Annotated in this window: 27 protein-coding genes; 10 read left to right on the top strand and 17 right to left on the bottom strand. The window is 61.3% G+C overall.

Features of this window, described 5'->3' with window-relative positions:
* Positions 1-2: 2 nt before the first annotated feature.
* Positions 3-1,430 carry an arginine-ornithine antiporter gene (arcD, locus tag GDV60_RS20700; RefSeq protein WP_029296320.1) on the bottom strand — a complete coding sequence of 476 codons (1,428 nt, stop codon included), beginning with the start codon at positions 1,428-1,430 and terminating at the stop codon, positions 3-5.
* 448 nt (positions 1,431-1,878) lie between these two features.
* Here arcD (GDV60_RS20700) and arcD (GDV60_RS20695) point away from each other — a divergent pair, with 448 nt between their 5' ends.
* A complete protein-coding gene (gene arcD / locus GDV60_RS20695; protein ID WP_159908616.1) occupies positions 1,879-3,306 on the top strand; it encodes an arginine-ornithine antiporter in 1,428 nt (475 codons plus the stop codon).
* A 96-nt stretch (positions 3,307-3,402) separates the two neighbouring features.
* On the opposite strand, the gene GDV60_RS20690 is transcribed toward arcD (GDV60_RS20695), so the two are convergent.
* From GDV60_RS20690 to GDV60_RS20660, 7 genes are all read right to left on the bottom strand, one after another.
* Positions 3,403-4,749: a CoA transferase gene (locus GDV60_RS20690; protein ID WP_159908614.1), complete on the bottom strand. Its 1,347-nt coding sequence runs from the start codon at positions 4,747-4,749 to the stop codon at positions 3,403-3,405.
* A 40-nt stretch (positions 4,750-4,789) separates the two neighbouring features.
* The gene (locus tag GDV60_RS20685) at positions 4,790-6,133 is read right to left on the bottom strand and encodes a HAMP domain-containing sensor histidine kinase (protein ID WP_029296327.1); all 1,344 of its coding nucleotides are present in this window, start codon (positions 6,131-6,133) and stop codon (positions 4,790-4,792) included.
* Positions 6,134-6,197: 64 nt separating this feature from the next.
* Entirely contained in the window at positions 6,198-6,659 is a 462-nt protein-coding gene (locus tag GDV60_RS20680) for an LTXXQ domain protein (RefSeq protein WP_029296329.1), read from the bottom strand.
* A gap of 160 nt (positions 6,660-6,819) precedes the next feature.
* Positions 6,820-7,497, bottom strand: a complete 678-nt coding sequence (locus GDV60_RS20675) for a response regulator transcription factor (RefSeq protein WP_029296332.1) — start codon at positions 7,495-7,497, stop codon at positions 6,820-6,822.
* 7 nt (positions 7,498-7,504) lie between these two features.
* Positions 7,505-7,912 (bottom strand): translation initiation factor 2, encoded by a 408-nt coding sequence (locus tag GDV60_RS20670; protein ID WP_159908612.1) that lies wholly within the window; start codon positions 7,910-7,912, stop codon positions 7,505-7,507.
* Positions 7,913-8,018: 106 nt separating this feature from the next.
* Positions 8,019-8,318: a YciI family protein gene (locus tag GDV60_RS20665; protein ID WP_159908610.1), complete on the bottom strand. Its 300-nt coding sequence runs from the start codon at positions 8,316-8,318 to the stop codon at positions 8,019-8,021.
* Position 8,319: 1 nt separating this feature from the next.
* Positions 8,320-8,916, bottom strand: a complete 597-nt coding sequence (locus GDV60_RS20660; protein WP_029296338.1) for a septation protein A — start codon at positions 8,914-8,916, stop codon at positions 8,320-8,322.
* Positions 8,917-9,003: 87 nt separating this feature from the next.
* On the opposite strand from GDV60_RS20660, the gene GDV60_RS20655 reads away from it, so the two are divergent.
* From GDV60_RS20655 to arfB, 8 genes are all read left to right on the top strand, one after another.
* Entirely contained in the window at positions 9,004-9,867 is an 864-nt protein-coding gene (locus GDV60_RS20655) for a PHP domain-containing protein (protein WP_029296341.1), read from the top strand.
* Between the two features lie 13 nt (positions 9,868-9,880).
* The gene (locus GDV60_RS20650; RefSeq protein WP_070995321.1) at positions 9,881-10,510 is read left to right on the top strand and encodes an L-threonylcarbamoyladenylate synthase; all 630 of its coding nucleotides are present in this window, start codon (positions 9,881-9,883) and stop codon (positions 10,508-10,510) included.
* Between the two features lie 120 nt (positions 10,511-10,630).
* A complete protein-coding gene (locus tag GDV60_RS20645; RefSeq protein WP_169851199.1) occupies positions 10,631-11,329 on the top strand; it encodes a ScpA family protein in 699 nt (232 codons plus the stop codon).
* Between the two features lie 12 nt (positions 11,330-11,341).
* Positions 11,342-12,268 carry an SMC-Scp complex subunit ScpB gene (gene scpB / locus GDV60_RS20640; RefSeq protein WP_104910779.1) on the top strand — a complete coding sequence of 309 codons (927 nt, stop codon included), beginning with the start codon at positions 11,342-11,344 and terminating at the stop codon, positions 12,266-12,268.
* 37 nt (positions 12,269-12,305) lie between these two features.
* Entirely contained in the window at positions 12,306-12,497 is a 192-nt protein-coding gene (locus GDV60_RS20635; protein WP_159908608.1) for a DUF1289 domain-containing protein, read from the top strand.
* Positions 12,498-12,640: 143 nt separating this feature from the next.
* Positions 12,641-13,879 (top strand): 23S rRNA pseudouridine(2605) synthase RluB, encoded by a 1,239-nt coding sequence (rluB, locus tag GDV60_RS20630; protein WP_029296351.1) that lies wholly within the window; start codon positions 12,641-12,643, stop codon positions 13,877-13,879.
* A gap of 610 nt (positions 13,880-14,489) precedes the next feature.
* Positions 14,490-15,911 carry an amino acid permease gene (locus GDV60_RS20625; RefSeq protein WP_159908606.1) on the top strand — a complete coding sequence of 474 codons (1,422 nt, stop codon included), beginning with the start codon at positions 14,490-14,492 and terminating at the stop codon, positions 15,909-15,911.
* 57 nt (positions 15,912-15,968) lie between these two features.
* Positions 15,969-16,382, top strand: coding sequence for an alternative ribosome rescue aminoacyl-tRNA hydrolase ArfB (gene arfB / locus GDV60_RS20620; protein ID WP_159908604.1), 414 nt, complete (start codon positions 15,969-15,971; stop codon positions 16,380-16,382).
* Here arfB and GDV60_RS20615 read toward each other — a convergent pair.
* From GDV60_RS20615 to GDV60_RS20600, 5 genes are all read right to left on the bottom strand, one after another.
* Positions 16,379-17,578: an MFS transporter gene (locus GDV60_RS20615; RefSeq protein ID WP_029296357.1), complete on the bottom strand. Its 1,200-nt coding sequence runs from the start codon at positions 17,576-17,578 to the stop codon at positions 16,379-16,381. The genes arfB and GDV60_RS20615 overlap by 4 nt on opposite strands.
* A gap of 119 nt (positions 17,579-17,697) precedes the next feature.
* On the bottom strand, positions 17,698-17,880 hold the full coding sequence (locus tag GDV60_RS20610) for a hypothetical protein (RefSeq protein ID WP_029296359.1): 183 nt from the start codon (positions 17,878-17,880) through the stop codon (positions 17,698-17,700).
* A gap of 74 nt (positions 17,881-17,954) precedes the next feature.
* Entirely contained in the window at positions 17,955-18,083 is a 129-nt protein-coding gene (locus tag GDV60_RS26950) for a hypothetical protein (RefSeq protein WP_256324357.1), read from the bottom strand.
* Between the two features lie 151 nt (positions 18,084-18,234).
* Entirely contained in the window at positions 18,235-18,825 is a 591-nt protein-coding gene (locus tag GDV60_RS20605) for an HD domain-containing protein (protein ID WP_029296361.1), read from the bottom strand.
* Positions 18,826-18,853: 28 nt separating this feature from the next.
* Positions 18,854-19,165 carry a DUF962 domain-containing protein gene (locus tag GDV60_RS20600; RefSeq protein ID WP_029296363.1) on the bottom strand — a complete coding sequence of 104 codons (312 nt, stop codon included), beginning with the start codon at positions 19,163-19,165 and terminating at the stop codon, positions 18,854-18,856.
* 172 nt (positions 19,166-19,337) lie between these two features.
* Between GDV60_RS20600 and GDV60_RS20595 the strand changes: the two genes are divergently transcribed.
* A complete protein-coding gene (locus GDV60_RS20595) occupies positions 19,338-20,399 on the top strand; it encodes an AraC family transcriptional regulator (RefSeq protein WP_159908602.1) in 1,062 nt (353 codons plus the stop codon).
* Here GDV60_RS20595 and GDV60_RS20590 read toward each other — a convergent pair.
* The 4 genes from GDV60_RS20590 to GDV60_RS26610 all read right to left on the bottom strand — a co-directional run bounded on the left by GDV60_RS20590 (position 20,356) and on the right by GDV60_RS26610 (position 25,992).
* Entirely contained in the window at positions 20,356-21,810 is a 1,455-nt protein-coding gene (locus GDV60_RS20590) for a TrkH family potassium uptake protein (RefSeq protein ID WP_029296368.1), read from the bottom strand. The genes GDV60_RS20595 and GDV60_RS20590 overlap by 44 nt on opposite strands.
* A 229-nt stretch (positions 21,811-22,039) precedes the next feature.
* Positions 22,040-23,383: an imelysin family protein gene (locus tag GDV60_RS20585; RefSeq protein WP_159908600.1), complete on the bottom strand. Its 1,344-nt coding sequence runs from the start codon at positions 23,381-23,383 to the stop codon at positions 22,040-22,042.
* 161 nt (positions 23,384-23,544) lie between these two features.
* The gene (locus GDV60_RS20580; protein ID WP_029296372.1) at positions 23,545-25,596 is read right to left on the bottom strand and encodes a bifunctional diguanylate cyclase/phosphodiesterase; all 2,052 of its coding nucleotides are present in this window, start codon (positions 25,594-25,596) and stop codon (positions 23,545-23,547) included.
* Positions 25,597-25,815: 219 nt separating this feature from the next.
* A complete protein-coding gene (locus GDV60_RS26610) occupies positions 25,816-25,992 on the bottom strand; it encodes a hypothetical protein (protein WP_166647888.1) in 177 nt (58 codons plus the stop codon).
* Positions 25,993-26,055 lie beyond the last annotated feature (63 nt).

Genomic DNA, 26,055 nt, shown 5'->3' with positions numbered 1-26,055 from the left:
TGTTACAGGGTCAGGAAGCCGTCGTAGAGCCCATAGGCCGCCACCAGGGCGCCAATGACCACTGCGGCGAAAATCAGCTTCTCGACGTTGGTGAAAATCGGTTTGCCCAGTTCACGCTTGGCCTTGGCGAACAGGATCGCGCCAGGGGCGTAGAGCAGGGCGGACAACAGCAGGTACTTGGTGCCACCGGCATACAGCAGCCAGACCGCGTAGATCAGGGCGATGGCGCCGATGAACAGGTCTTTCTTGCGCTCGGCCAGGGCCGCCTCGTAGGTCTCGCCGCGTACCGCCAGCAACAGTGCGTAGGCCGCCGACCACAGGTAAGGCACCAGGATCATCGAGGTGGCGAGGTAGATCAGCGACAGGTAGGTACTGGCGGAGAACAGGGTGATTACCAGGAATATCTGCACCATGGCGTTGGTCAGCCACAGGGCGTTGACCGGCACATGGTTGGCGTTTTCCTTACGCAGGAACTCCGGCATGGTGTGGTCTTTGGCGGCGGCGAACATGATCTCTGCGCACAGCAGCACCCACGACAGCAACGCGCCGAGCAGGGAGATGATCAAGCCGACGCTGATCAGCACCGCGCCCCAGTGGCCGACCACATGCTCGAGCACGGCCGCCATCGACGGGTTCTGCAGCTTGGCCAGTTCCGGTTGAGTCATGATCCCCAGGGACAGCACGTTCACCAGCATCAGGAACAGCAGCACGGTGATAAAGCCGATGACGGTGGCCTTGCCCACATCCGAGCGCTTTTCGGCACGGGACGAGAAGATGCTCGCGCCTTCGATACCGATAAATACCCAGACGGTAACCAGCATCATGTTGCGCACCTGGTTCATCACACTGCCCAGGTCGGGGTTTTTCACGCCCCAGATATCCGCGGTGAAGATGTCCAGCTTGAACGCGAACAGTGCGATCAATACGAACAGCACCAGCGGCACGACCTTGGCGACCGTGGTGACCAGGTTGATGAACGCTGCTTCCTTGATGCCGCGCAGCACCAGGAAATGCACGGCCCACAACAACACCGAGGCGCCAATCACTGCCGCCGGGGTGTTGCCTTCGCCGAAGATGGGGAAGAAGTAACCGAGGGTGCTGAACAGCAGCACGAAGTAACCGACGTTGCCCAGCCAGGCGCTGATCCAGTAGCCCCAGGCCGACGAGAAACCCATGTAGTCGCCAAAACCGGCCTTGGCGTAGGCGTATACACCGCCGTCCAGGTCGGGTTTGCGGTTGGCCAGGGTTTGGAACACAAAGGCCAGGGTCAACATACCTACGGCGGTGATAACCCAACCAATCAATACCGCACCAACATCGGCGCTGGCGGCCATGTTTTGCGGCAACGAGAAGATCCCACCGCCAATCATTGAGCCCACAACTAGAGCAACAAGGGCGCCTAATCGAAGTTTTCCGGGAGATTCAGACATTGCGTGACTCCAATGCAGGAGAAGAGAGACCACAGAATAAAACTGTGCGCTATTCAAACAGCTGACTCAGATCACTTCATTGGCACATTCCATTGTGAATTAAAGACTTATGAATAAATGCTGCGGGCGTATAATTACTCGGATAAGCGCGTCCCAGAGCTTTTATCCGTTTGGATTAATGCGATATGCGTAAGGCGTGGATGTTTGAAGCTAGCCCGTTTTCGCAGATGTGCAAACTTTTTCAAAAGGCTTTGCCAAATACCTCTCAAGGATAAAAGACAAGGGGTATTTAAATTCTAAATTTGCCTAAACTCGACTAACTGAAATGTCATTAAGTTATGAGGCGAGCAGTGTTATTCGCTATAGATAATAAACGTTGCATGTTTTCGATAAATTAGCCGAGTGCACAGTTGTTAGCTCAATGACGGTTTTATCTGCAGGAGTTTCTATGTCGCAACCGGCACAAAAGCTGCGCCTCAGCGCCCTGGTGGCGTTGGTGGTGGGCTCGATGATTGGCGGCGGGATCTTCTCGTTGCCGCAGAACATGGCGGCGCGGGCAGAGGTGGGGGCGATCCTGATCGGCTGGGGCATCACCGCCATTGGCATGTTGACCCTGGCCTTTGTGTTCCAGACCCTGGCCAACCGCAAGCCCAACCTGGACTCGGGTGTGTATGCCTACGCCAAGGCCGGTTTTGGTGACTACATGGGCTTCTCGTCGGCCTGGGGCTACTGGATCAGCGCCTGGATGGGCAATGTCGGCTACTTCGTGTTGCTGTTCAGCACCCTGGGCTATTTTTTCCCGGTGTTCGGCCAGGGCAACACGCCCGTGGCGATCGGTTGCGCGTCGCTGCTGCTGTGGGCCGTGCATTTTCTGGTGATGCGCGGCATCAAGGAGGCGGCGTTTATCAACCAGGTCACGACCGTGGCCAAGATCGTGCCGTTGCTGATGTTCATCGTGATCGCCGCCGTGGCCTTCAAGGCAGACATTTTTACCCGGGATATCTGGGGCCTGGGCAACCCGCAATTCGGTGGGGTGATGGACCAGGTGCGCAACATGATGCTGGTCACCGTGTTTGTGTTTATCGGCATCGAAGGCGCCAGTGTGTACTCGGCGCGCGCCGAAAAACGCTCCGACGTGGGGCGCGCCACGGTGATCGGGTTTGTCGGGGTGCTGGCCCTGCTGGTGCTGGTCAACGTGCTGTCCCTGGGGATCATGAGCCGGCCCGAGTTAGCCAACTTGCAGAACCCGTCACTGGCGGGCGTGCTGGAACATATTGTGGGCCCCTGGGGCGCGATGTTGATCAGCATCGGCCTGGCGGTGTCGTTGCTGGGGGCGTTGCTGTCATGGGCCTTGCTGTGCGCCGAGATTCTCTACGCCACCGCCCATGACAAGACCATGCCGGCCTTCCTGAAAAAGGAAAATGCCAACCGTGTGCCGGTCAATGCGTTGTGGCTGACCAATGTGATGATCCAGCTGTTCCTGGTGATCACGCTGTTTTCCGCCAGCACCTACACCACGCTGATCTACCTGGCCTCGTCGATGATTCTGGTGCCGTATTTATGGTCGGCGGCCTATGCCGTGCTGCTGTGCGGGCGCGGGGAAACCTATGAGGGCGCCCAGGGCGAGCGGCTCAAGGACCTGCTGGTGGGCGTGATTGCCCTGGGGTATGCGGTCTGGCTGCTGTATGCCGGTGGCTTGAAATACCTGCTGCTGTCAGCGCTGCTGTATGCGCCGGGCGTCATCCTGTTTGCCCAGGCCAAGCGCGAGCAGGGCCAGCCGCTGTTTACCTTGTTGGAAAAAGGCATTTTCAGTTGTGTGATCGCCGGGGCGAGCCTGGCGGCGTATGGGTTGTACAGTGGTGTGTTGAGCCTGTGAGCGATTGTGCGGGCTTCATCGCGGGCAAGCCCACATTGACTGAGCTGTACACAATCAACTGTGGGAGCGGGCTTGCCCGCGATGACAATCCCAAGGTCACCACTGTGCCCGATGCGCACCCAATTCCCCGGCCGGCAAATCCCACTGCAGTGGTGTCCCGGTAACAGTGACCGGGGCTAGCAAACGATGTGCCGGCCCCCAGGCCGTCTGTTCCACCAGCAACCCCTGATCAGCGGGTTGTTCTTCACGCAATGCGGGCTGCTTGCCGTGTGCCGCTTCGACCAACAATTTTGCCGTACGCGCCAGCGACAGCCGTGCCGAACCTGCGTGCCCGCTGTTCAAGCGCTGGGCCAAGGCCTGTATCGCACTGGCGGCCATCAGGTAGCCGGTAGCATGGTCCAGAGCCTGCACTGGCAGCGGCACGGGTTGATCCAACTGTTTGCTCTGCATACCTGCGTGGGCGATGCCGCTGCTCATCTGCACCAGGCTGTCGAAGCCCCGGCGATTGCGCCACGGGCCGCTCCAGCCGTAGGCGTTAAGGCTGACGTCGATCAGGCCTGGGGCAATCTGCTGCAGTGCGGTTGCGTTGTAACCCAGGTGTTCCAGCGCATCTGCCCGATAACCGTGAAGCAGAATGTCGGCATCCCTGAGCAGGTTTTCGAATAACTTCCGGTGGTTGGCGTGTTTAAGGTCAAGGCGCGCGCAGCGCTTACCCAGGGTCATTTCCGGGACGACTCCGGGTTCGTTCCAGCCAGGGGCGTCGATGCGCAGTACGTCGGCACCCAGGCCGGCGAGAAAACGACTGGCCACGGGGCCGGCCAGGACGCGGGTCAGGTCCAGGACCTTGACCCCCGCCAGCGGGCGCGCAACGCTGCCGAGCCAGCGGCTTTTACCGCGCGCGTCGAAGCGCTCCCATGCGATCAGGGGTTCCTGATTGACCGCCAACCCTTGTGGATGGGCCTGCCACTCCTGCCAGGTGCGCATCTGCGCCGCGCAGCCGGCTTCGTCGACTATCGCTTGTTCAAGCTCGCCAGCGTTCCAGTGGGCGACCTTGAGGGCCATCGCCGTCCGCTGCGCCGCCTGTCCGAGTACTCGCTCGGCGGCGGCGCGATGGTGTGGGGCGTTGGTGTGCAGGCGAATCCAGCCATCGGCGCAGGCGTAGTCGCCGGCAATCGGGTCCCATAATGGCGGAACGCTCCAGCCCAGCGGGCGCAGGGAGCTGGAGAACCAGAACGAGGCCAGGCGCCGGTCGACGCTGACCATAGGCAAGCGCGCGGTCTGTTGTTCAAGCAGGCGGGCCACTGCCTGACCCGCTGCACCCATGCTGGCGCAGGCCAACTCGGTGACGGCGAAGGCCGACGGCAGGGCACCGGCCTCTGTGGTCGCCAGCGGTGCGGCCGGCAGATCGAGTGCAAGTTGGATCGATGTGAGCAGATCAGTCATCAGGGGCCCTCCTTAACAGAAGGGCCATCATAGAAGATCTTCAGGGGTGTCCTGCAATCCCCGGTTGCAAGGGCAAATCCAGGGTGGCGATAAAACCGCCCTCGGGGTGGTTGGCCAGGCTCAGGCTGCCGCCGTGACGCTCGGCGGCGCGCCGGGCGATGGCCAGGCCCAGGCCATGACCTTGGGCGGTTTGCCCGGGGGCACGGTAAAACGGCTCGCCCAGTTTTTGCAGGCACTCGGCATCCACGCCCGGGCCGTGATCGCGCACGCTGATCACAATGCGTTCGCCCTCACGCTGGGCGCGCATTTCAATCGGCTGGGTGGGCGGGTTGAAGCGCTGGGCATTGCGCAACAGGTTGTCCAGCGCCCGTTCGATCATATGGGGCCAGCCCTTGAGGTTTAACGCCGGGTCGGCGTGAAGCCGGACCTCCTGGTCCGGGGCGCCGAGCTGGGCGTCCTTTTGCAGGGTCTCGAGCAGCCTATTGAGGTCGATGTCTTCGGCGCTGGCGTTGTCGGCGTCGACTCGCGCCAGTACCAGGATCTCGCTGATCAGGGCTTCGAGGCGGTCACATTCCAGGGTCAGGCGCGGCCAGAGCTTTTCCCGTGCCTCGGGGGTGGCCCGTTCCGCCAGGGCCAGGGCGATCCGCAGGCGGGCCAGGGGCGAGCGCAGCTCATGGGAGACGTCGCGCAGCAGTTGCCGCTGGCTGCCGATCAGGCTTTGCAGGCGCGCGCCCATGCGGTTGAAGTCGGTGGCCAGCACGCCAAACTCATCGCGCCGGTCGGCCAGGCGCGCCAGGCTGTTTTGCTGGTACGTGGTCTGCCCCAGATCATGCACCGCGCCGCGCAGGCGGCTCAAAGGCCGCGTGATCGACAGGGTCACCAGCAGGCTGAACAGGGTCAGCACCACCAGCGCAATTGCCAGAGCGCTTAATGGCCAGAGCAGGCTGCTGCGGTGCCAGGCATCCAGCTCCGGCAGGGCGATGCGGTAGATCAGCAGGTAGGTGTCGCCGGTCTTCTCGCTGGTGTATTCGGCCGTCAGGCGACGCCAGGGCAGCCGGCCCTCGTGGCTCTCATGCTGTCGCGCTTCGAAGGCGGCGGCACGGCGCGGGAAGGTGCCACGTACCACCGGGTCGCCGCTTTCGTTGAGCACTTGCACATCGACGTGGTATTGGCGCTTGCGCTGTTGCAACAAGTCCTGGGCCGCATCCTCGCCTTGGGTTTCGTAGCGCTGGGTCCATTCCTCGGCCAGGTTACTGAGGCCAGGGTGGCGGCTGAGAATCCAGGCATCCTGGTTGAGCATATGCCCAAGCAGGATCGACAGCCCGGCAACCAGGGCGATGGCCAGCCAAAAACTGGCAAGGATGCGCCAGAAGAGTGAACGCACAGGAAACCCTCAAACAGGAAAAGCCCAGTGGCGGGGGCCACTGGGCTGGGAGATTGCTAACGCATTATTGCGCTTTTTGCGGTTGTTGCGCTTTCCAGGCCTGGAACTGCTGCCACTCGGCCTGACGCTCGGCGCGTTTCTTCGCCATTTCGTCGAACTTCTTCTGCTGATCAGGCTTGAGCAGGGCGCGGATATCGGCTTGGGTTTTCTGCTTGGCGGCGGCCATCTCGTCGTTCATGGCTTTCTGCTCAGCGGCCGGGAGTTTGTCCAGGTACTTTTTGACCAGTTGCTGACGACCTTCACGTTGCTCGCCCATCAACTTGCCGATCTGCTGGCGCTGTTCGCGGGTCAGGTCCAGTTGGCTGAAAGGGCCGCCTTTGCCGCGCATGCCGTGTTCACCGCCGTGGCCCGGGCCGCCCATCATATGGCCTTCTGGACCGCCCATCGGACCTGGGCCTTCTGGCATGGCCATGGCAACGGTAGGCAGGGCAGCAGCGAACATCAGAGCGATAAGGGTCTTGCGCATGGTGTTTCTCCTTGTCTCGGTTCCGGTGAGTCCGGATGTGAGTAGATTACGAGGATCAAGGTCAGCGGCGGTCAGGGGAGGGTAAAGCTTGGGTAAAGACGGGTTGGGTGGGGGCTTACAAAACAGGTAAGAGCCGGCAAGCCGGCTCCTACAGGGGATTTCAGGGGGTGTAGTAGTAGCCACGGCTGCGCAGGGCGACGATCCGCGGGCGGCCGTCGGCATGCGGGCCGATTTTCTTGCGCAGGTTGCTGACGTGCATGTCCAGGCTGCGGTCATACAGGGTCAGCTTGCGGCCCAGGGCAATCTGCGCCAGTTCCTGCTTGTCCAGCGGCTCGCCCGGCTGGCGCAGCAAGGCTTCCAGCAGGCGGCTTTCGGACAGGGTGAGGGTCAGTTCCTGATGGTCGATGATCACCACGCCGCGCACCGGGCTGAAGCACAGGTCGCCCAGTTCCAGTTGGGTCGACACAGCCGTCGGATGGCTGCGGCGCAACACCGCCCGTAGGCGGGCGGTCAGTTCGCGGGGGTCGCAGGGCTTGGCCAGGTAGTCATCGGCGCCCAGCTCCAGGCCGAGGATCCGGTCCAGGGGCTCGCCCCGTGCCGAGAGCATCAGCACCGGCAGTTCCGGGTGGTCGGCGCGCAATTGCTTGAGCAGCTCCAGGCCGCTGCCGTCGGGCAGCATCACGTCCAGCACCACGGCCGCCGGCGCGGCGTCGGCCAAGGCCTTGCGGGCGCTCACGCCGTCATGGCAAGCGCGCACCTGGAAACCTTCCTGGCTCAACCAACTGGTCAGCAGCTCACAGAGCTCCTGGTCATCATCTATCAGTAACAGCTCGCTCATGACTCACTCAATTTAGCCATTGTCGACGGCGCCGATGCCCGCCACTGGCGAAGATACCGCACAGCAGGGCAACCAGCGCAACTCCTGCGCCAATCACGAACCATTGCTGCTGGTCGGTGAGCCAGCGGGGCAGGGTGCTGCCTTGTGCGTCCTTGAGTTGCTGGGCCAGGCGCTGGTTCTCCTGGCGCAAGCGGCTCAATTGCGCACTCTCGCGGGCGGCATCGGCAGTTTGCAATTGTTTGCTCAGTTCTTCGCGCAGGCGTTCGCTTTCTTTCAAGCGTTGCTGCAACTCGGTGATCTGGCTGCCGGCACTCAAGGACAGGGGCGTAGAACTGCCGGTGTCCGAGGTTTCTTCAGCCTGGGCCGTGGCCCCGATCGTTAACACTGCCAACAGACACAACTGACTTAAGCGCATCGGAACTCCTGATTCCACACGAATATTCAGAACGTTGTCGGCAGGTTACCGAGAATAATGAGCGATCAGGCGTTTGCCGAACCCAATAGGTTCAGCGCCACCCGGATCAAGGCAGGACTTGCTTGAAGGGTTTGATCACGACATCGGCATACACACCGGCCGCTACATACGGGTCGGCCTTGGCCCAGGCTTGGGCATCGGCCAGGGACGCGAACTCGGCAACGATCAGGCTGCCGGTGAAGCCGGCTTCTCCCGGGTCATTGCTGTCGACTGCCGGGTGCGGGCCGGCGAGCATGATGCGTCCTTCGGCTTGCAGCGCCTTGAGGCGTTCCACGTGGGCCGGGCGCACAGCCAGGCGCTTTTCCAGGGAGTTGGCGACGTCGGTGGCAATGATTGCGTAGAGCATGTCAGTCCTCGGTTTTTGGCGTGGTGGAGTCGGTGTCGTGCAGGTGGCGCGACAGGTAGATGCCCTGGGCAACCAGGAATACCACGGTCATGCCCAGGCTGCCGAACACCTTGAAGTCGACCCAGTAGCTCTGGAAGGTAAAGGCCACGAACAGGTTGGCCGCGCCGCAGAACAGGAAAAACAGGATCCAGGCGATGTTCAGGCGGGTCCAGATCGGCTCCGGCAGGCTCAGGGCATGGCCCATGATCCGCTTGATCAACAGGCGATCGCCAATGAAGTGGCTGCCGATAAAGGCCAGGGCGAACAGCCAGTTGACCACCGGGGCTTTCCATTTAAGGAAGGTTTCGCTGTGGAAGGCCAGGGTCAGGCCGCCAAAGACCAGGCAGGCGATCAGGGTCAGCCATTGGCTTTTTTCCAGCTTGCGCTGGGAGATGAAGATCGCGCCGTAGACCACCAGGGAACTGATGATCAGCACCGCGGTGGCGCTGTAGATGCCGCCGAACGACAGCTCATGGCCGCCGATATCCAAGACCCGTGGGTCGGTTTTGAAGACAATGAAAAACAGCAACAGCGGGATGAAGTCGATGAATTGTTTCACAGTAAGAGCCAGAAGCTGGATGTGGCGGCATAATAACAAACATCCTTGGTTGCGATAGCGCCAGCTGACTTGAGGTTACACACTCCCGTGAATGTTGATTTGCACTGCCACAGCACGGCCTCCGACGGCGCCCTGGCGCCCGCGGTACTGGTTGCGCGTGCGTTTGAAAAAGGCGTGCGAGTTCTGTCGCTGACCGATCACGACACCCTCGAAGGCCTGGACGAGGCGCGCAGCGCCGCCACGGCACTGGGGATGCATCTGGTCAATGGCGTCGAACTGTCCTGCACCTGGGGCGGGGCGACCATTCATGTACTGGGCTACGGTTTCGACGTCAACGCCCCGCCATTGGTGGCGGCCATTGCCAGTTTGCACGATGGCCGCTGGCTGCGGTCCGAAGAAATAAGCCGCAAACTGGCGCTCAAAGGCATGCCCAACGCCCTGGAGGGCGCCCGTGCTATCCAGCAGGAGCTGGGCGACAGCGGCAACGCGCCGGCCCGTCCGCATTTTGCCGACTGGATGGTGCGCGCAGGTTACGTCAAGGATCGCGCCGAAGCGTTCCGCAAATGGCTGGGCGCCGGCAAGCTGGGGGACGTGAAGTTGCACTGGCCGACCCTCGAAGACACCGTGGCTACCCTGCGCGCTTCGGGGGCCTGGGTCAGCCTGGCGCATCCCTGGCACTATGATTTCACCCGCAGTAAACGCCGCAAGCTGATAGGCGACTATATTCAAGCAGGTGGCCACGCCATCGAAGTGGTCAATGGGCATCAACCCGCCGAACAGGTTGGCAGCCTGGCGATTCTTGCCCGTGAATTTGGGCTGCTGGTCAGCGCCGGCAGTGATTTCCATGGCCCAGGCGGCTGGTCGGAGATCGGCGAATACCGCCCGGTCCCGGAAGACTTGCCGCTCCTGTGGGGGCGATTCAAGCATGACCCCATTACCGCCACTGTCTGAACAGGTAGAAAACGTGAGTCAATTTTTCCAGATTCATCCGGAAAACCCGCAAGCGCGGCTGATCAAGCAGGCCGTGGAGATCATCCGTGCCGGTGGCGTGGTGATCTACCCCACGGACTCCTCCTACGCCATTGGTTGTCAGATCGGCGACAAGAATGCGGTGGAGCGCGTAAGACGCCTGCGCGACCTGGATAAGAACCACAACTTCGCGCTGATCTGTAGCGACTTGTCGCAACTGGGTCTGTTCGCCAAGGTTGATACGGGCACTTTCCGCCTGCTCAAGGCCCATACGCCAGGGCCCTACACGTTCATCCTCAATGCCACCCGCGAGGTGCCGCGCCTGTTGCTGCACCCGAAGAAGCGCACCATCGGCCTGCGGGTGCCGGAGCATCCCATCGCCCTGGCATTGCTGGCCGAGCTGGGTGAGCCACTGATGAGCGTGTCGCTGATCATGCCCGGAGAGTCCGAGCCGCTGTACGACCCTTATGAAATGCGCCAACTCCTGGAAAAACACGTAGACCTGATCATCGACGGCGGCTACGGCGGCAACAAGGCGTCTACAGTGATCAACCTGGCCGACGGCGAGCCTGAGGTGGTGCGCGTCGGTTGCGGCGACCCCACGCCGTTCATGGTCGAGGCCTGAATGTCGGCCGTGGAAACCGTCGACAGCCAGGCCGGTGCCCAGCAGGAGCTGCCATTTGCCATGGTCTACGGCCAGGCGGTCATGGAAATGCCCCTGGACTTGTACATCCCGCCGGATGCCCTGGAAGTCTTCCTTGAGGCCTTCGAGGGGCCGCTGGACTTGTTGCTGTACCTGATCCGCAAACAGAACATCAATATCCTCGATATCCCGGTGGCAGAAATCACCCGCCAGTACATGGGCTATGTCGAGTTGATGCAGTCGGTGCGCCTGGAACTGGCCGCCGAATACCTGGTGATGGCTGCGATGCTGGCCGAGATCAAGTCGCGCATGCTGCTGCCGCGCTCGGAGACGATCGAGGCCGAAGAGGACGACCCGCGCGCCGAACTGATCCGCCGCCTGCAGGAGTACGAGCGCTTCAAGGCTGCTGCCGAAGGCATTGACGGCTTGAGCCGCGTGGGCCGTGACGTGGTGGTGCCCAAGCTGGATGCGCCGGAAGCCCGGGCGCGCAAACTGTTGCCAGATGTGAGCCTGGAAGAATTGCTGATGTCCATGGCCGAGGTGCTGCGCCGTGGCGATATGTTTGAAAGCCACCAGGTCAGCCGTGAAGCCTTGTCCACTCGCGAACGCATGAGTGATGTGCTGGAGCGCCTCAAGGGCGGTGGTTTTGTGCCGTTTGTCGAGCTGTTCACCGCTGAAGAAGGGCGCCTGGGGGTGGTGGTGACTTTTATGGCGATCCTCGAACTGGTCAAGGAGTCCTTGGTCGAGCTGGTACAGAATGAGCCTTTTGCGGCTATCCACGTGCGGGCGCGAGCCGAATAACGAGCTGAATCGATGAATCTGACTGAACCCCGCGAACTGGCTCCGCTGTTGGAAGCCTTCCTCTTGGCCTCGGGCAAGCCGCAATCACTGGAGCGCCTGTTCGAACTGTTTGAAGAGGCTGAGCGCCCGGAGCCGCCGGTATTCAAGAAGGCCTTGGAGATCCTGCGCAAATCCTGTGAAGGCCGGGCCTTTGAGCTGCGGGAAGTGGCCTCGGGCTACCGCCTGCAAATTCGCGAAAAGTTTTCGCCATGGGTCGGGCGCCTGTGGGAAGAGCGCCCGCAGCGTTACTCCCGGGCGATGCTGGAGACCATGGCGCTGATTGCCTATCGCCAGCCCATCACCCGTGGCGAGATCGAAGACGTACGCGGCGTGGCGGTCAACAGTCATATCGTCAAGACGCTGCTGGAGCGCGAGTGGATCCGTATCGTCGGTTACCGCGACGTGCCGGGCAAACCGGCGATGTTTGCCACCACCAAGGTGTTTCTCGATCACTTCAACCTGAAGAACCTCGACGACCTGCCGCCATTGGCCGAATTGCGGGAGATCGAGGCCGAGCCGGTGCTCGATTTCGACGATGCGCCAGTGCCGGCGGGCTTGCAGGAGCTGGCTGATGCCAGCGCCGAGCCGGAAGAGCCCAAGGACGAGACCAGTTTCCATACGCTGCTGTTGGAGCTGGACGATATGGAGCAGGGGATCAAGACCGATTTTGATGACTTGCTGCGCGATGGGGCGGCCGAGCCCGAAACGCCGGTGAACGTTGAAACGACGCCAGCGGTCGAACCTGAACCTCTGGAAGATATCTTGGGTGTGGCGGCCGCTCGCGAAAAATTGCTGGCCGCCGTCGCCGCCCTTGAACAGCCCGAGTTGAGCGAAGAAGAAGCCGAAGCCCGGGCACTGGCCGAAGCCATCGAAAACGAACGCCGCGAATTCGACGACTGACAGCTCCCACAGATAAGCCCTGTGCAGTGAGGTAGTGATGAGCTCCACCAAAGACCCCTGCATCAGCATCTGCAAATTCACCGACGATATCTGCCTCGGCTGCGGGCGCAGCAAGCGTGAGATCCGGGCCTGGAAGAAACTCGACAAGGTCGACAAGCGTGCGGTGCTGGCCGAAGCCGAGCTACGGCTGCTCGCCCTGGGTGCCACCGGTCGGCGGAAAAGTAAATGAGCCGGCCCATATCGACTAGTCTCTGATGCGCAATGCGCGCCATGAGCGTATGATTCGCGACCCTTCGGCGATGCGTTCGCCCAAGAACCCAGTTTCAATACCTTCAGGCCACGCCTGAATCGACACACCGGGAGGTGCTTAAGATGAAAGACCAAGACCAGAACGACAGCCAGGAAATCGGCCCAGCAGGCGAGAAACTGCAAAAAGTCCTCGCCCGTATCGGCGTCGGCTCGCGCCGCGACGTGGAAGCCTGGATCACCCAGAAGCGCATCAAGGTCAACGGCGTCGAGGCCACCCTTGGCCAGCGCGTCGACCTGCATGACGCGATCACCATTGATGGCAAGGTCATCAAGCGTGAAGAGGCCGCCGAATCGGTGCGCCGCGTGATCATGTACAACAAGCCCGACGGCGAGATCTGCACCCGTGACGACCCGGAAGGCCGTCCCACCGTCTTCGACAAGATGCCCAAGCCCAAAGAAGGCCGTTGGATCAACATCGGTCGCCTGGACATCAACACCACCGGCTTGCTGATGTTCACCACCGACGGTGAACTGGCCAACCGCCTGATGCACCCGTCCTACGAGATGGACCGTGAATACGCAGTGCGTGTACGTGGTGAAGTCGATGACGAGATGATCGAGCGCCTCAAGGCTGGCGTCGTGCTGGAAGACGGCCCGGCCAAGTTCACCGACATCAAGCAGGCTCCAGGTGGCGAAGGTTTCAACCACTGGTACCACTGCGTGGTGATGGAAGGGCGTAACCGTGAAGTACGTCGCCTGTGGGAATCCCAGGGCCTGGTGGTCAGCCGCCTGAAGCGTGTGCGTTTTGGCCCGGTGTTCCTCAACTCTGACCTGCCGATGGGTCGCTGGCGCGAAATGAGCCAGTACGAAGTCGACATCCTCAGTGCGGAAGTGGGCCTGACGCCTGTGGCCATGCCGCAGATGAACGCCAAGAGCAAAGACAAGCTGGAGCGTATGCAGCGTAAATCGTCGCGCCCAGTGGCTCGCACCGAGCGCGTTGCCCGCACTCTGCGCCCGGCGCTGGATGCGCCGGCCACTGGCGGTCGTATTTCCCGTCAGCCGCAGATCGAGGGTGATCGTCGCCCATCGGCTCCGGCCCGTCAGGATGGCGAGCGTGCGCCGCGTACTCCACGTCCGGCCGGTCGTGGCGAAGCGCCAACAGGTGGCCGCAGCAACCGAGGCGATGCAGGCCGCGGTGCGCCGCAGACCGATCGTCCAGCCGAAGGCGCCAAGCGCCCAGCCAAGCCAGCGCCGAAAAAGCGCCCTGGGCTCAAACTGGTGGCTGACGAGCCATCGGGCAAGCGCCGTGGTGCACCGGCAGGTTCCGGGCAGCGTCCGGGCTTTGGTCGCAAGAAGCCTTAAGGGCTGCGGCAAGTTTTAAGCTGAGAGCGGTAAGAGAAAACGCCAACCCTGAGGGTTGGCGTTTTTTTTGCGTCGGACTTTGTGCAGGAGCGAGCTTGCTCGCGAAAAAACCAGAGCTGTCACGCTTATCCAGGATGAACGCGGTGCTTGGGCGTTTGCCGCGAGTAGGCTTGTTCCTACAGATGATGGCAAGCCCGGTCGTCATGAATGTCTTCCGCGCTGTAACAATTATTTTACGCAGGGCCTGAGCCTACGCCTGTCTTGGTCTCGTGGTTTTTTATCTGTAAAGAAAACTTGCCGATCGGTCAACAATCTCCCCGGCAAGGCTCCCTAACCAATCGAGCGGTGTACAATGCGCCGCGTTTTACTGTGACCCCCCTTGCATACCCATGCAAAAGGCCTTCAAGGCTGGCTGCCTTGTTAACTCCGCCTGGCCATAAGCCGGACGGGTTCGATTTCGTCACAGATAAAAACAAACAGGTGACGCATGACCGTAAGAAAGACGCTGAACTCCTGGTGCCTGCGCTGGGGTTTGATCGGCGCTGCTTGAGTCGGTTTCAAAGCAGCATTGTGTAATCAACATCATCAAACCTTGCGTGAGACCCTTTTCATGAGTGCAAACAACTCGCCTTCAGGTGAACTGAAGCGCGGCCTGAAAAATCGTCATATCCAATTGATCGCCCTCGGTGGCGCGATCGGTACCGGCCTGTTCCTGGGTTCGGCGGGGGTGCTGAAGTCAGCCGGCCCGTCGATGATTCTCGGCTATGCCATCTGCGGCTTTATCGCCTTCATGATCATGCGCCAACTGGGCGAAATGATCGTCGAAGAGCCAGTAGCCGGCTCCTTCAGCCATTTTGCCCACAAGTACTGGGGCGGTTTCGCGGGCTTTTTGTCGGGCTGGAACTGCTGGATCCTTTATATCCTGGTGGGCATGTCGGAGCTGACGGCCGTCGGCAAGTACGTGCACTACTGGTGGCCGGAGATTCCGACCTGGGTCTCGGCGGCGGCATTTTTCGTGCTGATCAATGTGATCAACCTGGCCAACGTCAAAGTGTTTGGCGAGGCCGAGTTCTGGTTTGCGATTATCAAGGTGGTGGCGATTGTCGGCATGATTGCCCTGGGCAGTTATCTGCTGGTCAGCCGCACCGGCGGGCCGCAGGCGTCGGTGAGCAACCTGTGGGAACACGGCGGGTTCTTCCCCCATGGCGTGGGTGGGTTGGTGATGGCCATGGCGATCATCATGTTCTCGTTTGGCGGCCTGGAAATGCTCGGCTTTACCGCCGCTGAAGCGGACCAGCCAAGGACCGTGATCCCCAAGGCGATCAATCAGGTGATCTACCGCATCCTGATTTTCTACATCGGCGCCCTGGTGGTGCTGTTGTCGCTGACGCCATGGGACAGCCTGCTGGTGACCTTGAACGCGTCCGGCGACGCCTATAGCGGCAGCCCGTTCGTGCAGGTGTTCTCGATGCTGGGCAGCAACACTGCCGCGCATATCCTCAACTTTGTGGTGTTGACGGCGGCGCTGTCGGTGTACAACAGCGGCACCTACTGCAACAGCCGCATGCTGCTGGGCATGGCCGAACAAGGCGACGCCCCGGCGGCGTTGGCGAAGATCGACAAGCGCGGCGTGCCCGTGCGTTCGATCCTGGCCTCGGCGGCAGTCACCCTGGTGGCGGTGTTGATGAACTACTGGATCCCGCAGCACGCCCTGGAACTGCTGATGTCCCTGGTGGTGGCCACGCTGGTGATCAACTGGGCGATGATCAGCTTCTCGCACTTCAAGTTCCGCCAGCATATGAACCGCACCGGCCAGGTGCCGCTGTTCAAGGCGCTGTGGTACCCCTATGGCAACTTTGTGTGCCTGGCGTTCGTGGTGTTTATCCTGGCGATCATGCTGATGACGCCGGGCATTCAGAAGTCGGTGTATGCGATTCCGATCTGGCTGGCGTTCATGTGGGTCTGCTATTTCTTCAAGAGCAAGCGCGAGGCTCGGGAAAACCTGAGTGCGGTATCCTCGCTGAACAACTAGCCTACCCTGCAGGAGCCGGCAAACCGGCTCCTGCAGGTGTCAACGGACCCGCTTTCCATGTTGGTAATCTCCAGTAACGTGCACCTGCCCGATGCTGAAATCGAGTTGACGGCCATCCGCGCCCAGGGCGCAGGGGGGCAGAACGTCAATAAGGTTTCCAGCGCGGTGCACTTGCGCTTCGATATCGGCGCTTCATCGTTGCCGCCGTTCTACAAGGAGCGCCTGCTGGCACTGCGTGACAGCCGCATCACCAGCGAAGGCGTATTGATCCTCAAGGCCCAGCAATACCGGACCCAGGATCAGAACCGCGCCGATGCCCTGGAGCGCCTGGTGGAGTTGATCCTCAGCGCGACCAAGGTCGAGAAAAAACGCCGCCCGACCAAACCCACCCTGGGCTCGAAAAAGCGTCGCCTGGAATCCAAGACCAAGCGCGGCAGCATCAAGGCCGGGCGCGGCAAGGTGGATTTCTAGCCGGCGTTGCGTTCGTCGCGGTATTTGGGGGCCTGGCGATACAGGTACAGGCTCAACAGCAGCCCGGCGAAGGCCGCCAGTGCGGCAAATAGAAAGATCGAAGCAAAGCCGAAACCCGCCGCAATAGCGCCGGCCAATGGCCCGGTGATGCCCAAAGACAAGTCGATAAACAGCGAATAGGCCCCCACCGCCGCGCCACGGCTGGAGGCAGGCACCAGGTTGACCGCCTCGACGCCCAGCGCTGGAAACACCAGGGAAAAGCCAAAGCCACTCAGGGCCGCGCCCGCCAACGCCAGTTCGGCATTCGGCGCCAGCCACAACAGCAGCAGGCCAAGGGTTTCCACCGACAGGCAGGCGATCGCCACGCGAAACCCGCCGATCCGGTTGATCAGGTTACCGAACAGCAACCGCGCGCCGATAAAGCTGGCCCCGAACAGGCTCAGGCACAGCACCGCGTTATCCCAGTTCTGGGTCGCGTAATACAGGGTGATAAACGTGGCGATGGTGCCAAAGCCGATGGAGCCCAGGGCCAGCCCGCAGCCGTGGGGCAGTACGCGGCCCAGCACATGCATGAAGGGCAGGCGTTCGCCGACTACGATGGGCGCCGCGACTTTCGGCCAGGCCAGCAGCAGGCCCAGCACCGCCAGCACCATGATGCTGGCGCCCATGCTCCACAGCCCGAACCGGCTGACCAGCAGCACCCCCAGCGGTGCGCCAATCGCCAGGGCGCCGTAGCTGGCAATACCGTTCCAGGAGATGACCTTGGCGGTATTCAGCGCACCGACCCGGCCAATCCCCCAGCCAATGGAGCCCGATCCCACCAGGCTTTCGGCACTGCCCAGGACCAGCCGGCCAATCAGCAGGCTGGTCAGGCTCAAGGCCGGCAGATGGGTCAATGCCGCGGACACCAGCATGAACACCCCACTCAAGCCACAACCGGCCAGGCCGTACATCACCGCGCGCTTGCTGCCGCGGTTATCGATGATGCGCCCGGCATAGGGCCGGCTCAGCAGGGTGGCCAGGTACTGCACGCTGATCACCAGGCCCGCGATCACCGCGCCAAAACCCAGGTCGCTGTGGACATAGCCCGGCAATACGGCCAGGGGAATGCCGATATTCAGATAGCCGATAAAGGTGAACAGCACGATGGAAACGACTTGCAGCGTGACCGCCATGGGGCGCTGGGTATCTGGCATGGGAGGGGTCCACTGTCGCGGCAATAAAAGATAGGCTGCTTATGATACCGGTGCTTTGCGCTGCACAGGGCATAAAACCTTTGGCGGCTGAACGCCCGCCATCGCTGGCGAGCCGGCGCCTACAGTGGCGCGGGGTTGAGCATGCGCGTGGTCACGAGCGCGGCCAGGGCGTTTTCCTGGGTGCCAAAGCGCTTGAGCAGCAGCGCTTGTTTTTCCGGGCTGAGGCGGCTCCACACATCGACCATTTGCAGGGCGGCGCCGAGTATCGCGTCATCGGGGGAATGCTTGGGAGTGTCAGGCATGTTGCGTGTCTCTTGATTCAGGCGGTGTGGAAAGCGCGCAATGTCACGCTTTCCACACGGTCTGGGTACTGCGGTCAGTCGTCGCTATCGCTGTCGACCGGTGCTGCTTGTGCTGGCGCTTGTTTATCGCTGCCGGCCTGTTGTGGGGTTGGCTGCTCGGTCTCGTGCAGGCTTGGGAAGGGGAGATTGGGAATCTCGTGCATCGTCGTCGCTCCTCGCAAGGTCTGTTGTGGGATTGCAGATGTGCCACGCTTTTTACAAAGCCTGGGCAGGATACAGCACTGCAAATGACAAAAAGACTTTTATCTCGCCAAATGCACGAACCTTTCGCCCCAAGACGCAAGTGACAAGAGGTCACACGCTGGCCTGGCGCTCCATGGCGGCCTTGTAGATGGAGTTTTTTGGCTGGGCGAAGACCCGTGCCAGCATGGGTTCGAAAAAGCTCAGGGGCAGGGTGGCGTAGGCCGGATCGAAGGCGGCCGCGTCGTACAGCGCGCAGAATTCAATGGTTTGCTCATACTGCGGGTGTTCACCAAATTGCTCGCGCAGGTGGCGATCCATGCCCAGGTGATGAAAGAAATAGTAGCCCTGGAAAATCCCGTGCTTTTCCACCATCCACAGGTTTTGCGGGCTGACGAACGGTTTGAGGATGGCGGCGGCAATGTCCGGGTGGTTGTAGGAACCCAGGGTGTCGCCGATGTCATGGAGCAACGCACAGACCACATATTCTTCGTCGCGGCCATCGTGCCAGGCGCGGCTGGCGGTCTGCAGGGAGTGGGTCAGGCGGTCCACCGGGAAGCCACCGAAGTCACCCTCCAGCAACCGCAGGTGCGCGAGGATCCGCCCGGGCAACTGGCGGGCATAGGCACTGAAGTCGGCGGCGATGATGGACCAGTCTTCCTGGGTGCCGTCTTGCATATGGGTGAAGCGGGCCTGCTGGCTCATCGGCGTGTCTCTTATTGTTTTGGATGGTTTAGAACGGCACCTTGCCCAGGATCATGTCGCGGTACATCACGAAATCTCCCAGCAGGCTGTAGAACGGATGCTGGAATGTCGCCGGGCGGTTCTTTTCAAAGAAAAAGTGCCCGACCCAGGCAAAGCTGTAGCCGGCCACTGGCAGTACCCACAGTAGCCACCAGGCACCCTTGCCGATGGCGAACGCGAGAATAAAAATCACCAGGCTGGTACCGATAAAGTGCAGGCGCCGACAGGTGCTGTTGCCGTGTTCACTCAGGTAATACGGATAGAACTCGGCGAAGCTATTGAATTGTCTGACATTTTCCACGTTGGCCGGCCCTCTGGTTATTGTTGTGCCCGACGGATGTTCGGCGGGGAGCTTATTTGAGTCTAGAGTCATCACTGGCAAGGGCCAGTGACAATAGACGCCACTTTAGTATCCTTGGGTTCCTGGCTGCGATTTCAGCCGTCCCGTCATAGAACGCGTGCAAGATAACGCCATGAACGAACGAACGACTTCTGCAAGCTGGGCGATGGGGATAGTCAAGGCGCTGGAGCTCGAGGGCCTGGATTGCCGCGCGCTGTTCAAACAGCTGGGCCTGGATTACAGCGCCCTGGATGACCCCGACGCGCGCTTTCCCCAGGACTCCATGACCCGGCTCTGGCAGCGTGCGGTGGAGGTTTCGGGCAACCCGGCCATTGGCTTGAATATGGGCAAGGTAGTGCGCCCGGCGTCATTCCATGTGGCCGGCTATGCCTTGATGTCCAGCAGCACCCTGGCCGAAGGCTTTACCCGGCTGGTGCGCTACCAGCGGATCATCGCCGAAAGCGCTGACTTGAGCTTCCGCCTGTTGCCCGAAGGCTATGCGTTGATCCTTACGGTACACGGCGACCATCTGCCGCCCACCCGGCAAAGCGCCGAGGCATCGCTGGCCTGCGCGTTGGCGTTGTGTGGCTGGCTGACCGGGCGCACGTTGCAACCGCGCAAAGTGTTGGTGCAAGGCGCCCAGCCAGCCGACCTGGAACCCTATAGAGAGGCCTTTCATGCGCCGCTGGTGTTCAACGCGCCGTATGACGCGCTGATCTTCGAGCGGGCGGATATGGAAGCACCGTTGCCCACCGCCAATGAAGCGATGGCGCTGCTGCACGACCGGTTTGCCGGGGAATACCTGGCGCGGTTTTCCGAGAGTCGCGTGACCCACAAGGCCCGCCAGGTGCTCTGCCGGTTGCTGCCCCAGGGCGAACCCAAGCGTGAGATGGTCGCGCAGACGTTGCACCTGTCCCAGCGTACGCTACAGCGGCGGTTGCAGGAGGAGGGCACCAGCTTCCAGACCTTGCTCGACGACACCCGCCGCGAATTGGCCGAGCAGTACCTGGCGCAGCCGAGCATGACCCTGCTGGAAATCGCCTACCTGCTGGGGTTTGCCGACCCGAGCAACTTCTTCCGCGCGTTTCGCCGCTGGTTCGATGCCACGCCTGGCGAATACCGGGCGCGGTTATTGGAGACTTCGGCGAGTGTCAGTGTCGCCAGAACGCCGGCATACACAGTACAAACACCGTAATGATCTCCAGCCGGCCGAGCAGCATGCCCAGGGACAGGATCCACTTGGCGGCATCTGGCAGGGTGGCGAAGTTGCCGGCCGGGCCGATGGTTTCGCCCAGCCCCGGGCCCACGCCGGAAACGGTGCTGGCGGCGCCGGTCAGGGCGGTCATCCAGTCCACGCCCAGCAACGACAGGGCCAGGGCGATCATGCAGATGGTGATGGCGAAGAAGAACGAGAACGTCAGGATCGACCGGACGATTTCTTCGTCGAGGCGATGGCCGTTGTATTTCTGCTTGATCACCGCCCTGGGGTGAATCAGCTGGTTCAAGTTGGCCTTGAGCAGGATATAGGCAACCTGGAAGCGGAAAATCTTGATCCCGCCCGCGGTGGAGCCCGAGCAACCGCCAACAAAACCCAGGTAAAAGAACAGCATCAGCGAGAAATTGCCCCACAGGCTGTAGTCACCCAGGGCAAAACCGGTGGTGGTCACCACGGACGTGACGTTCAGCGCCACATGGCGCAGCGCATCCAGCCAGTGCAGGTTGGTGGTCCACCAGTACCAGGTGCCGAGCACGATCCAGGTCACCAACAGCATGCCCAGCAAGCCCTGTACCTGCTGGTCCTTGATCAGCGCTTTGCGGTTGCCGCGCAAGGTGGCGACATACAGGGCAAACGGCAGGCTGCCCATGATCATCACGACTATCGCGACCCAATGCACGGCGGGCTGTTTCCAGTGCGCCAATGATTCGTCGGAGGTGGAGAAACCGCCCGTGGAAATGGCCGACATCGCGTGGTTGATCGCGTCGAACAGGCCCATGCCGGCCCACCAGAAGCCCAGGCTGCCGAGGATGGTAATGCCGACATAGGCCGCCACGATCAGGCGCGCCACCATATGGGAGCGAGGCATGACCTTCTCGGAGCGGTCCGAGGATTCGGTCTGGAACAGGCGCATGCCACCGATGCGCAGCAGCGGCAGGATCGCCACCGCCATGCCGATAAAACCGATGCCGCCGAGCCAGTGCAGCATCGAGCGCCACATCAGGATGCCCGGTGACATGGTGTCCAGCCCACTGAGCACGGTGGCGCCGGTGGCGGTGATGCCGGACATGCTTTCAAAGAACGAGTCGGTATAGCTGATGTGCTGGGTCAGCAAGAACGGCAGCGCGGCAAAGATACACACCACCACCCAACTGCTCACAGTCAGCAGGTACATGTCCCTGGGGCGCAGCTGGACTTGTTCCGGGCGACCGGGAATCACCAGGGCCAGGCCTGCGATAAAGGTGATCATGCTTGCCCAGAGAAAGGACGGCAGGTCGCTGGTGCGGTCGAAAAACATCAGGGTGGCCATGGGCACTACCATGGCGACCGCGAGGGTAATCAGGAAGATGCCGATGATGAAACCAATGATTCGCAGGGTCGGCATTGCCATGAATTGCGCTCGGGTGACAGTTTGAGGCGCCATTCTACCTAGGGTGCAGGGCTTGTAAACCGGGGGGTACGGATCTGATGTGGGAGCTGGCTTGCCTGCGATGGCGGTGAGTCAGGTTCGAATGCTTGACTGACCCGCCGCTATCGCAGGCAAGCCAGCTCCCACATGGGTTTTGTGGGGGCAATACAAAAAAGGCGACCCGAAGGCCGCCTCATTCAAACCGCGTAGATCAGAACTCGTGATCTGCGGTATCCGGGTTCAGGTCACCGATGCCCAGTTTGCCAGCCGCTTGCTCGATGGAGCCGGTCTGCTTGACCAGGGATGCGATAGCATCGCGCACGATCTGGTTGCCTGCGGTGTTGCCGGCAGCGATCAGTTGGTCGTAGTGCTCACCCTTGTTGGCGTGGTCGACAATGACCTGGATCTTCGCTTCGGTGGCAGCGAGGTCAGCCTTGAGGGCTTCATCGGCAGCCGGATCAACCTTGGCCACCAGGGACGACAGGCTGGCGCCGGTCAGTTTGGTGCCGTCGGTGCGGGTGTACTCGCCCAGGTAGACGTTGCGGATGCCCTTGGCGTCGTAGAAGTGCGAGTAGTGTGTGTTGTCGCTGAAGCAGTCGTGCTCGTCTTCCGGCGAGTTGGCTTCCAGGGACACTTTCATCCGCTCGCCCGCCAGTTCACCCAGGGACAGGCTGCCCATGCCGAACAGCATCTTGCGCAGGCCGTCGGTGCCAGGTTCGGCTTCCAGGGTGGCGCGGTAGTTGTCTTCGACGTTGGGTTTCCAGTTGCCGACCATCTCTTCGAGGTCGCTGACCAGCAGTTGGGTCACGGCGCGCAGGTAAGTGCGGCGACGCTCGTTATGACCGCCGGTGGCGCCTTCGCCTTGCAGGTAGTCCGACGCTGGACGGTTGCCGGCGCCAGGGCCGGTACCGTTCAGATCCTGGCCCCACAGCAGGAATTCGATGGCGTGGTAGCCGGTGGCGACGTTGGCTTCGGAGCCGCCCAGCTCATTGAGGCTGGCGAGTTTCTCCGGGGTGATTTCCTTGACGTCGATCTTGTCTTCGCCGACCTGGATCTCGGTGTTGGCGATGATATTGGCGGTGGCGCCCGGGTTGCCGAGGGCGTGTTCGTAGGACTTGTCGACATAGTCGATCAGGCCTTCGTCCAGCGGCCAGGCGTTCACCTGACCTTCCCAGTCATCAATGATGGTGTTGCCAAAGCGGAACACTTCGCTCTGCAGATACGGTACGCGTGCAGCGATCCAGGCGGTACGTGCGGCCTTCAGGGTCTCGTCGTTGGGGTTGGCGAGGAAGGTATCGATGGCGGTCTGCAGAGTTTTTGCAGTGGCCTCGGAGTCGCTGTACACCGCGAACACGATGTCTGCGTAATGCGCGACGACCGCCTTGGCGGCAGCCTCGTCAACCTGGCCGGCGGTAGCGGCAGCCGCTGGAGCGGTAGTGCTGACAGCTGGCGTTGGCGCCTGGGGAGCGGCGGCCTTGTCTTTGCCCTCGCCGCAGCCGGCGAGAGAAATAGCGATGGCCAGCAGACTGGCGGTGGCCAGGGGCATACGAATCATGGCGAACATCCTGCTTCGGTAGTTGATCGGGGCGCAATGCAGCGCGCAAAACTGCGACATAATGCGAAAGATTTGCATTTTCTGTAAAGAGTTAACGCAGTAAAAATTTCACATTCGCGCCCTGGCCGCCCAAGGCCTTGCCCTGGGTGGCCAGCATGGCGCTATAAGATCGCCGCGTTGTTGCGCTCGGCCTGTTTGAGATAGGCCGCCAGCTCACGGGCCGGCAGGGGTTTGCTGTAGTGATAGCCCTGACCCTCGTGGCAGCCTTCGCTGATGATGTAGGCCTCTTGCTCGGGCGTCTCCACGCCTTCTGCAATGACCTGCATGCCCAGGCTTTTGCCCAGTTGGATGATCGCCCGCACGATGGTGGCATCGTCATCGTCATCCAGCAGGTCCTGGACAAAGCTCTTGTCGATCTTGATTTTGTCCAGGGGCAGGCTTTTGAGGTAGCTCAGCGACGAGTACCCGGTACCGAAGTCGTCGATGGCAATCAGCGCGCCGGAGCGGCGCAGGCTCAGCAAGTGCTGGGCGGCGGTGCTGATGTCTTCCATCAGGCCGGTCTCGGTCACTTCCAGCTCCAGGCTGCGCGGCGGCAGGCGATAGATCTGCAACAGGTTGTTGACCACCCGTGGCAGTTCGGCGTGGTGCAGTTGCACCGTGGACAGGTTGACCGCCATGCGCAGCTCGGTAAAACCCTGGTCGTGCCATTCGCGCAATTGCCGGCAGGCCTGGTCCAGTACCCACTCGCCAATGGGGATGATGGTGCCGTTCTGTTCCGCCAACGGGATAAACAGGTCGGGAGGTACCAGGCCGTGTTCCGGGTGTTGCCAGCGAATCAGCGCCTCGACGCCGACCACGCGATGATCCACATAGCTGATCTGCGGTTGGTACACCAAATGAAACTGGTCGCGGCCCAGGGCTTCGCGCAGGTCTTTCTCCAGCTCGCGGCGCCGGCGCATTTCGCTGTCGACGCTGGCGATATAGAACTGGTAGCGATTGCGCGAGCGGGTCTTGGCCAGGGTCATGGTCTGCTCGGCTTTTTGCAGCAGCTTCTCGGTGCTATCGCCGTCTTCGGGAAACAAGGTGATACCGATGGTGGCGCGCAGGCGGATCTGTTCGTGGTCTAGGGCGAACTCGGCTTCCAGGTCATCGAGGATGCTTTGCGCCAGCTCGGCCGCTTCGTAGGGCTGCTCGATATCGGCCTGGACCAGGGCGAACTGGTCGCCACCCAGGCGGGCGAGGGCGCCGAGCCGGCCACTGTGGGCGCGCAGGCGGTCGGCCAGGGCCAGCAGCAGTTGGTCGCCGGCCTGGTAGGTGTACTGCTCGTTGATGCTCTTGAAGTCATCCAGCCCCACGCACAACACCGCGACCCGGCGTTGACGGCGGCCGGCATCAATGAGGATCTTGTCCAGTTGCTCCTGCAGCTTCTGGCGGTTGGGCAGCCCGGTGAGGAAGTCGTACTGGGCCATGCGCAGCAGGCTGTTTTCGGCTTCATGACGCAGGTGAGTGTTGCGTTCGATAGAGGCCAGCAATTGATTGGCGGTGTTGATCCACAGCCCCAGTTCATTTTTCTCGTGGCCTTTGAGCTGGGGGATCTTGTGCTCGCTGGGCCGGTCGGGGTTGATCGAACTGAGGTGGCTGATGATCCGCGACAGGGGCTTGGTCAGCAGCCAGTGGTAGACCAGGTACAACACCAGGCCCATGGCCAGGGCGCGCAGCACCCCGGAGATAAAGATGATCACCGAATTGACGATAAAGCCCTGGCCGTAGGTGGCCGTGTCGAGGGTGATGCTCAGGTCGCCGTAATACTCGCTGTAGGGCCCGCGCCCCACCAAGGGCGTCGTGAAGGTGCGTTCCTGGCCGAGAATCACGTCCGTCAGCCAGCGGCTTGGGGAGTGCTGCAGTTCCCGGCTCTTTTCGGCAAGCATGGGCTCGTTGGGGTGGCCGATGGAGGCCATACGCACCGCATCATCCTGGAACAGGCCCTCGATGACTTGCATGCCCATCTCACGGTCCAGGCTGTAGACGGCCTGGGTCGAAGGGTCGCGAAACATGTCGAGGATGCGCTGGGCATCGCCTGCCACGGCCTGGCGCGTCTTATAGGCATCGAAGACGATCTGCGCCACGCTCAGTGCCACGCCCACAATCAGTGCCGACAACAGCACCACCCGGAGCAACTTCACCGACAAGCTGTTTTTGAGTTCCAGCTTCAAAGGGTCATTCCTTGTTCCATTCGGGTAGCCTCAATATGCCATGAGTATTGGCAATCCCGGGGTGGCAGTCAAAGGAACATTGCGGCTTGAGGAGTCTTTGGGAGGGGGGAGGGGCGTGAGAGGAGGGCGGATTATGTCCGCCCCCCTCTTGATCCACACGCATGAGAGCAGGCGAATGCCATGATGGCTCTCTGCACGCGGTCGTAAGCGTCTTTTAGATTAGAAGTTAATCTGTACTGGCGCCTGCTGCTGTTGATCCCCGCCTATCTTGCCGGGCGCCTGGTCTCCAGCGCCCGCCGTCAACTCTTTGAGTGCATCCATCCCCATTTCCAGACCTTTTGTTACCAGTGGAAGAAGTGTTGAGGCGGCACCCGAGATCATCGACATTGGATCCATATTTGACTCTCCTGTTTGGGCTGAGAGAGTTATTTCTCTCACTTGTTGATTGGTTAAGTTCTG

Origin of the sequence: Pseudomonas sp. DTU12.1, assembly GCF_009873475.1 — a bacterium.
GTDB lineage: Bacteria > Pseudomonadota > Gammaproteobacteria > Pseudomonadales > Pseudomonadaceae > Aquipseudomonas > Aquipseudomonas proteolytica.
The sequence above is the reverse complement of the archived record's forward strand: the minus strand, read 5'-3'. Positions and strand labels throughout refer to the sequence as shown.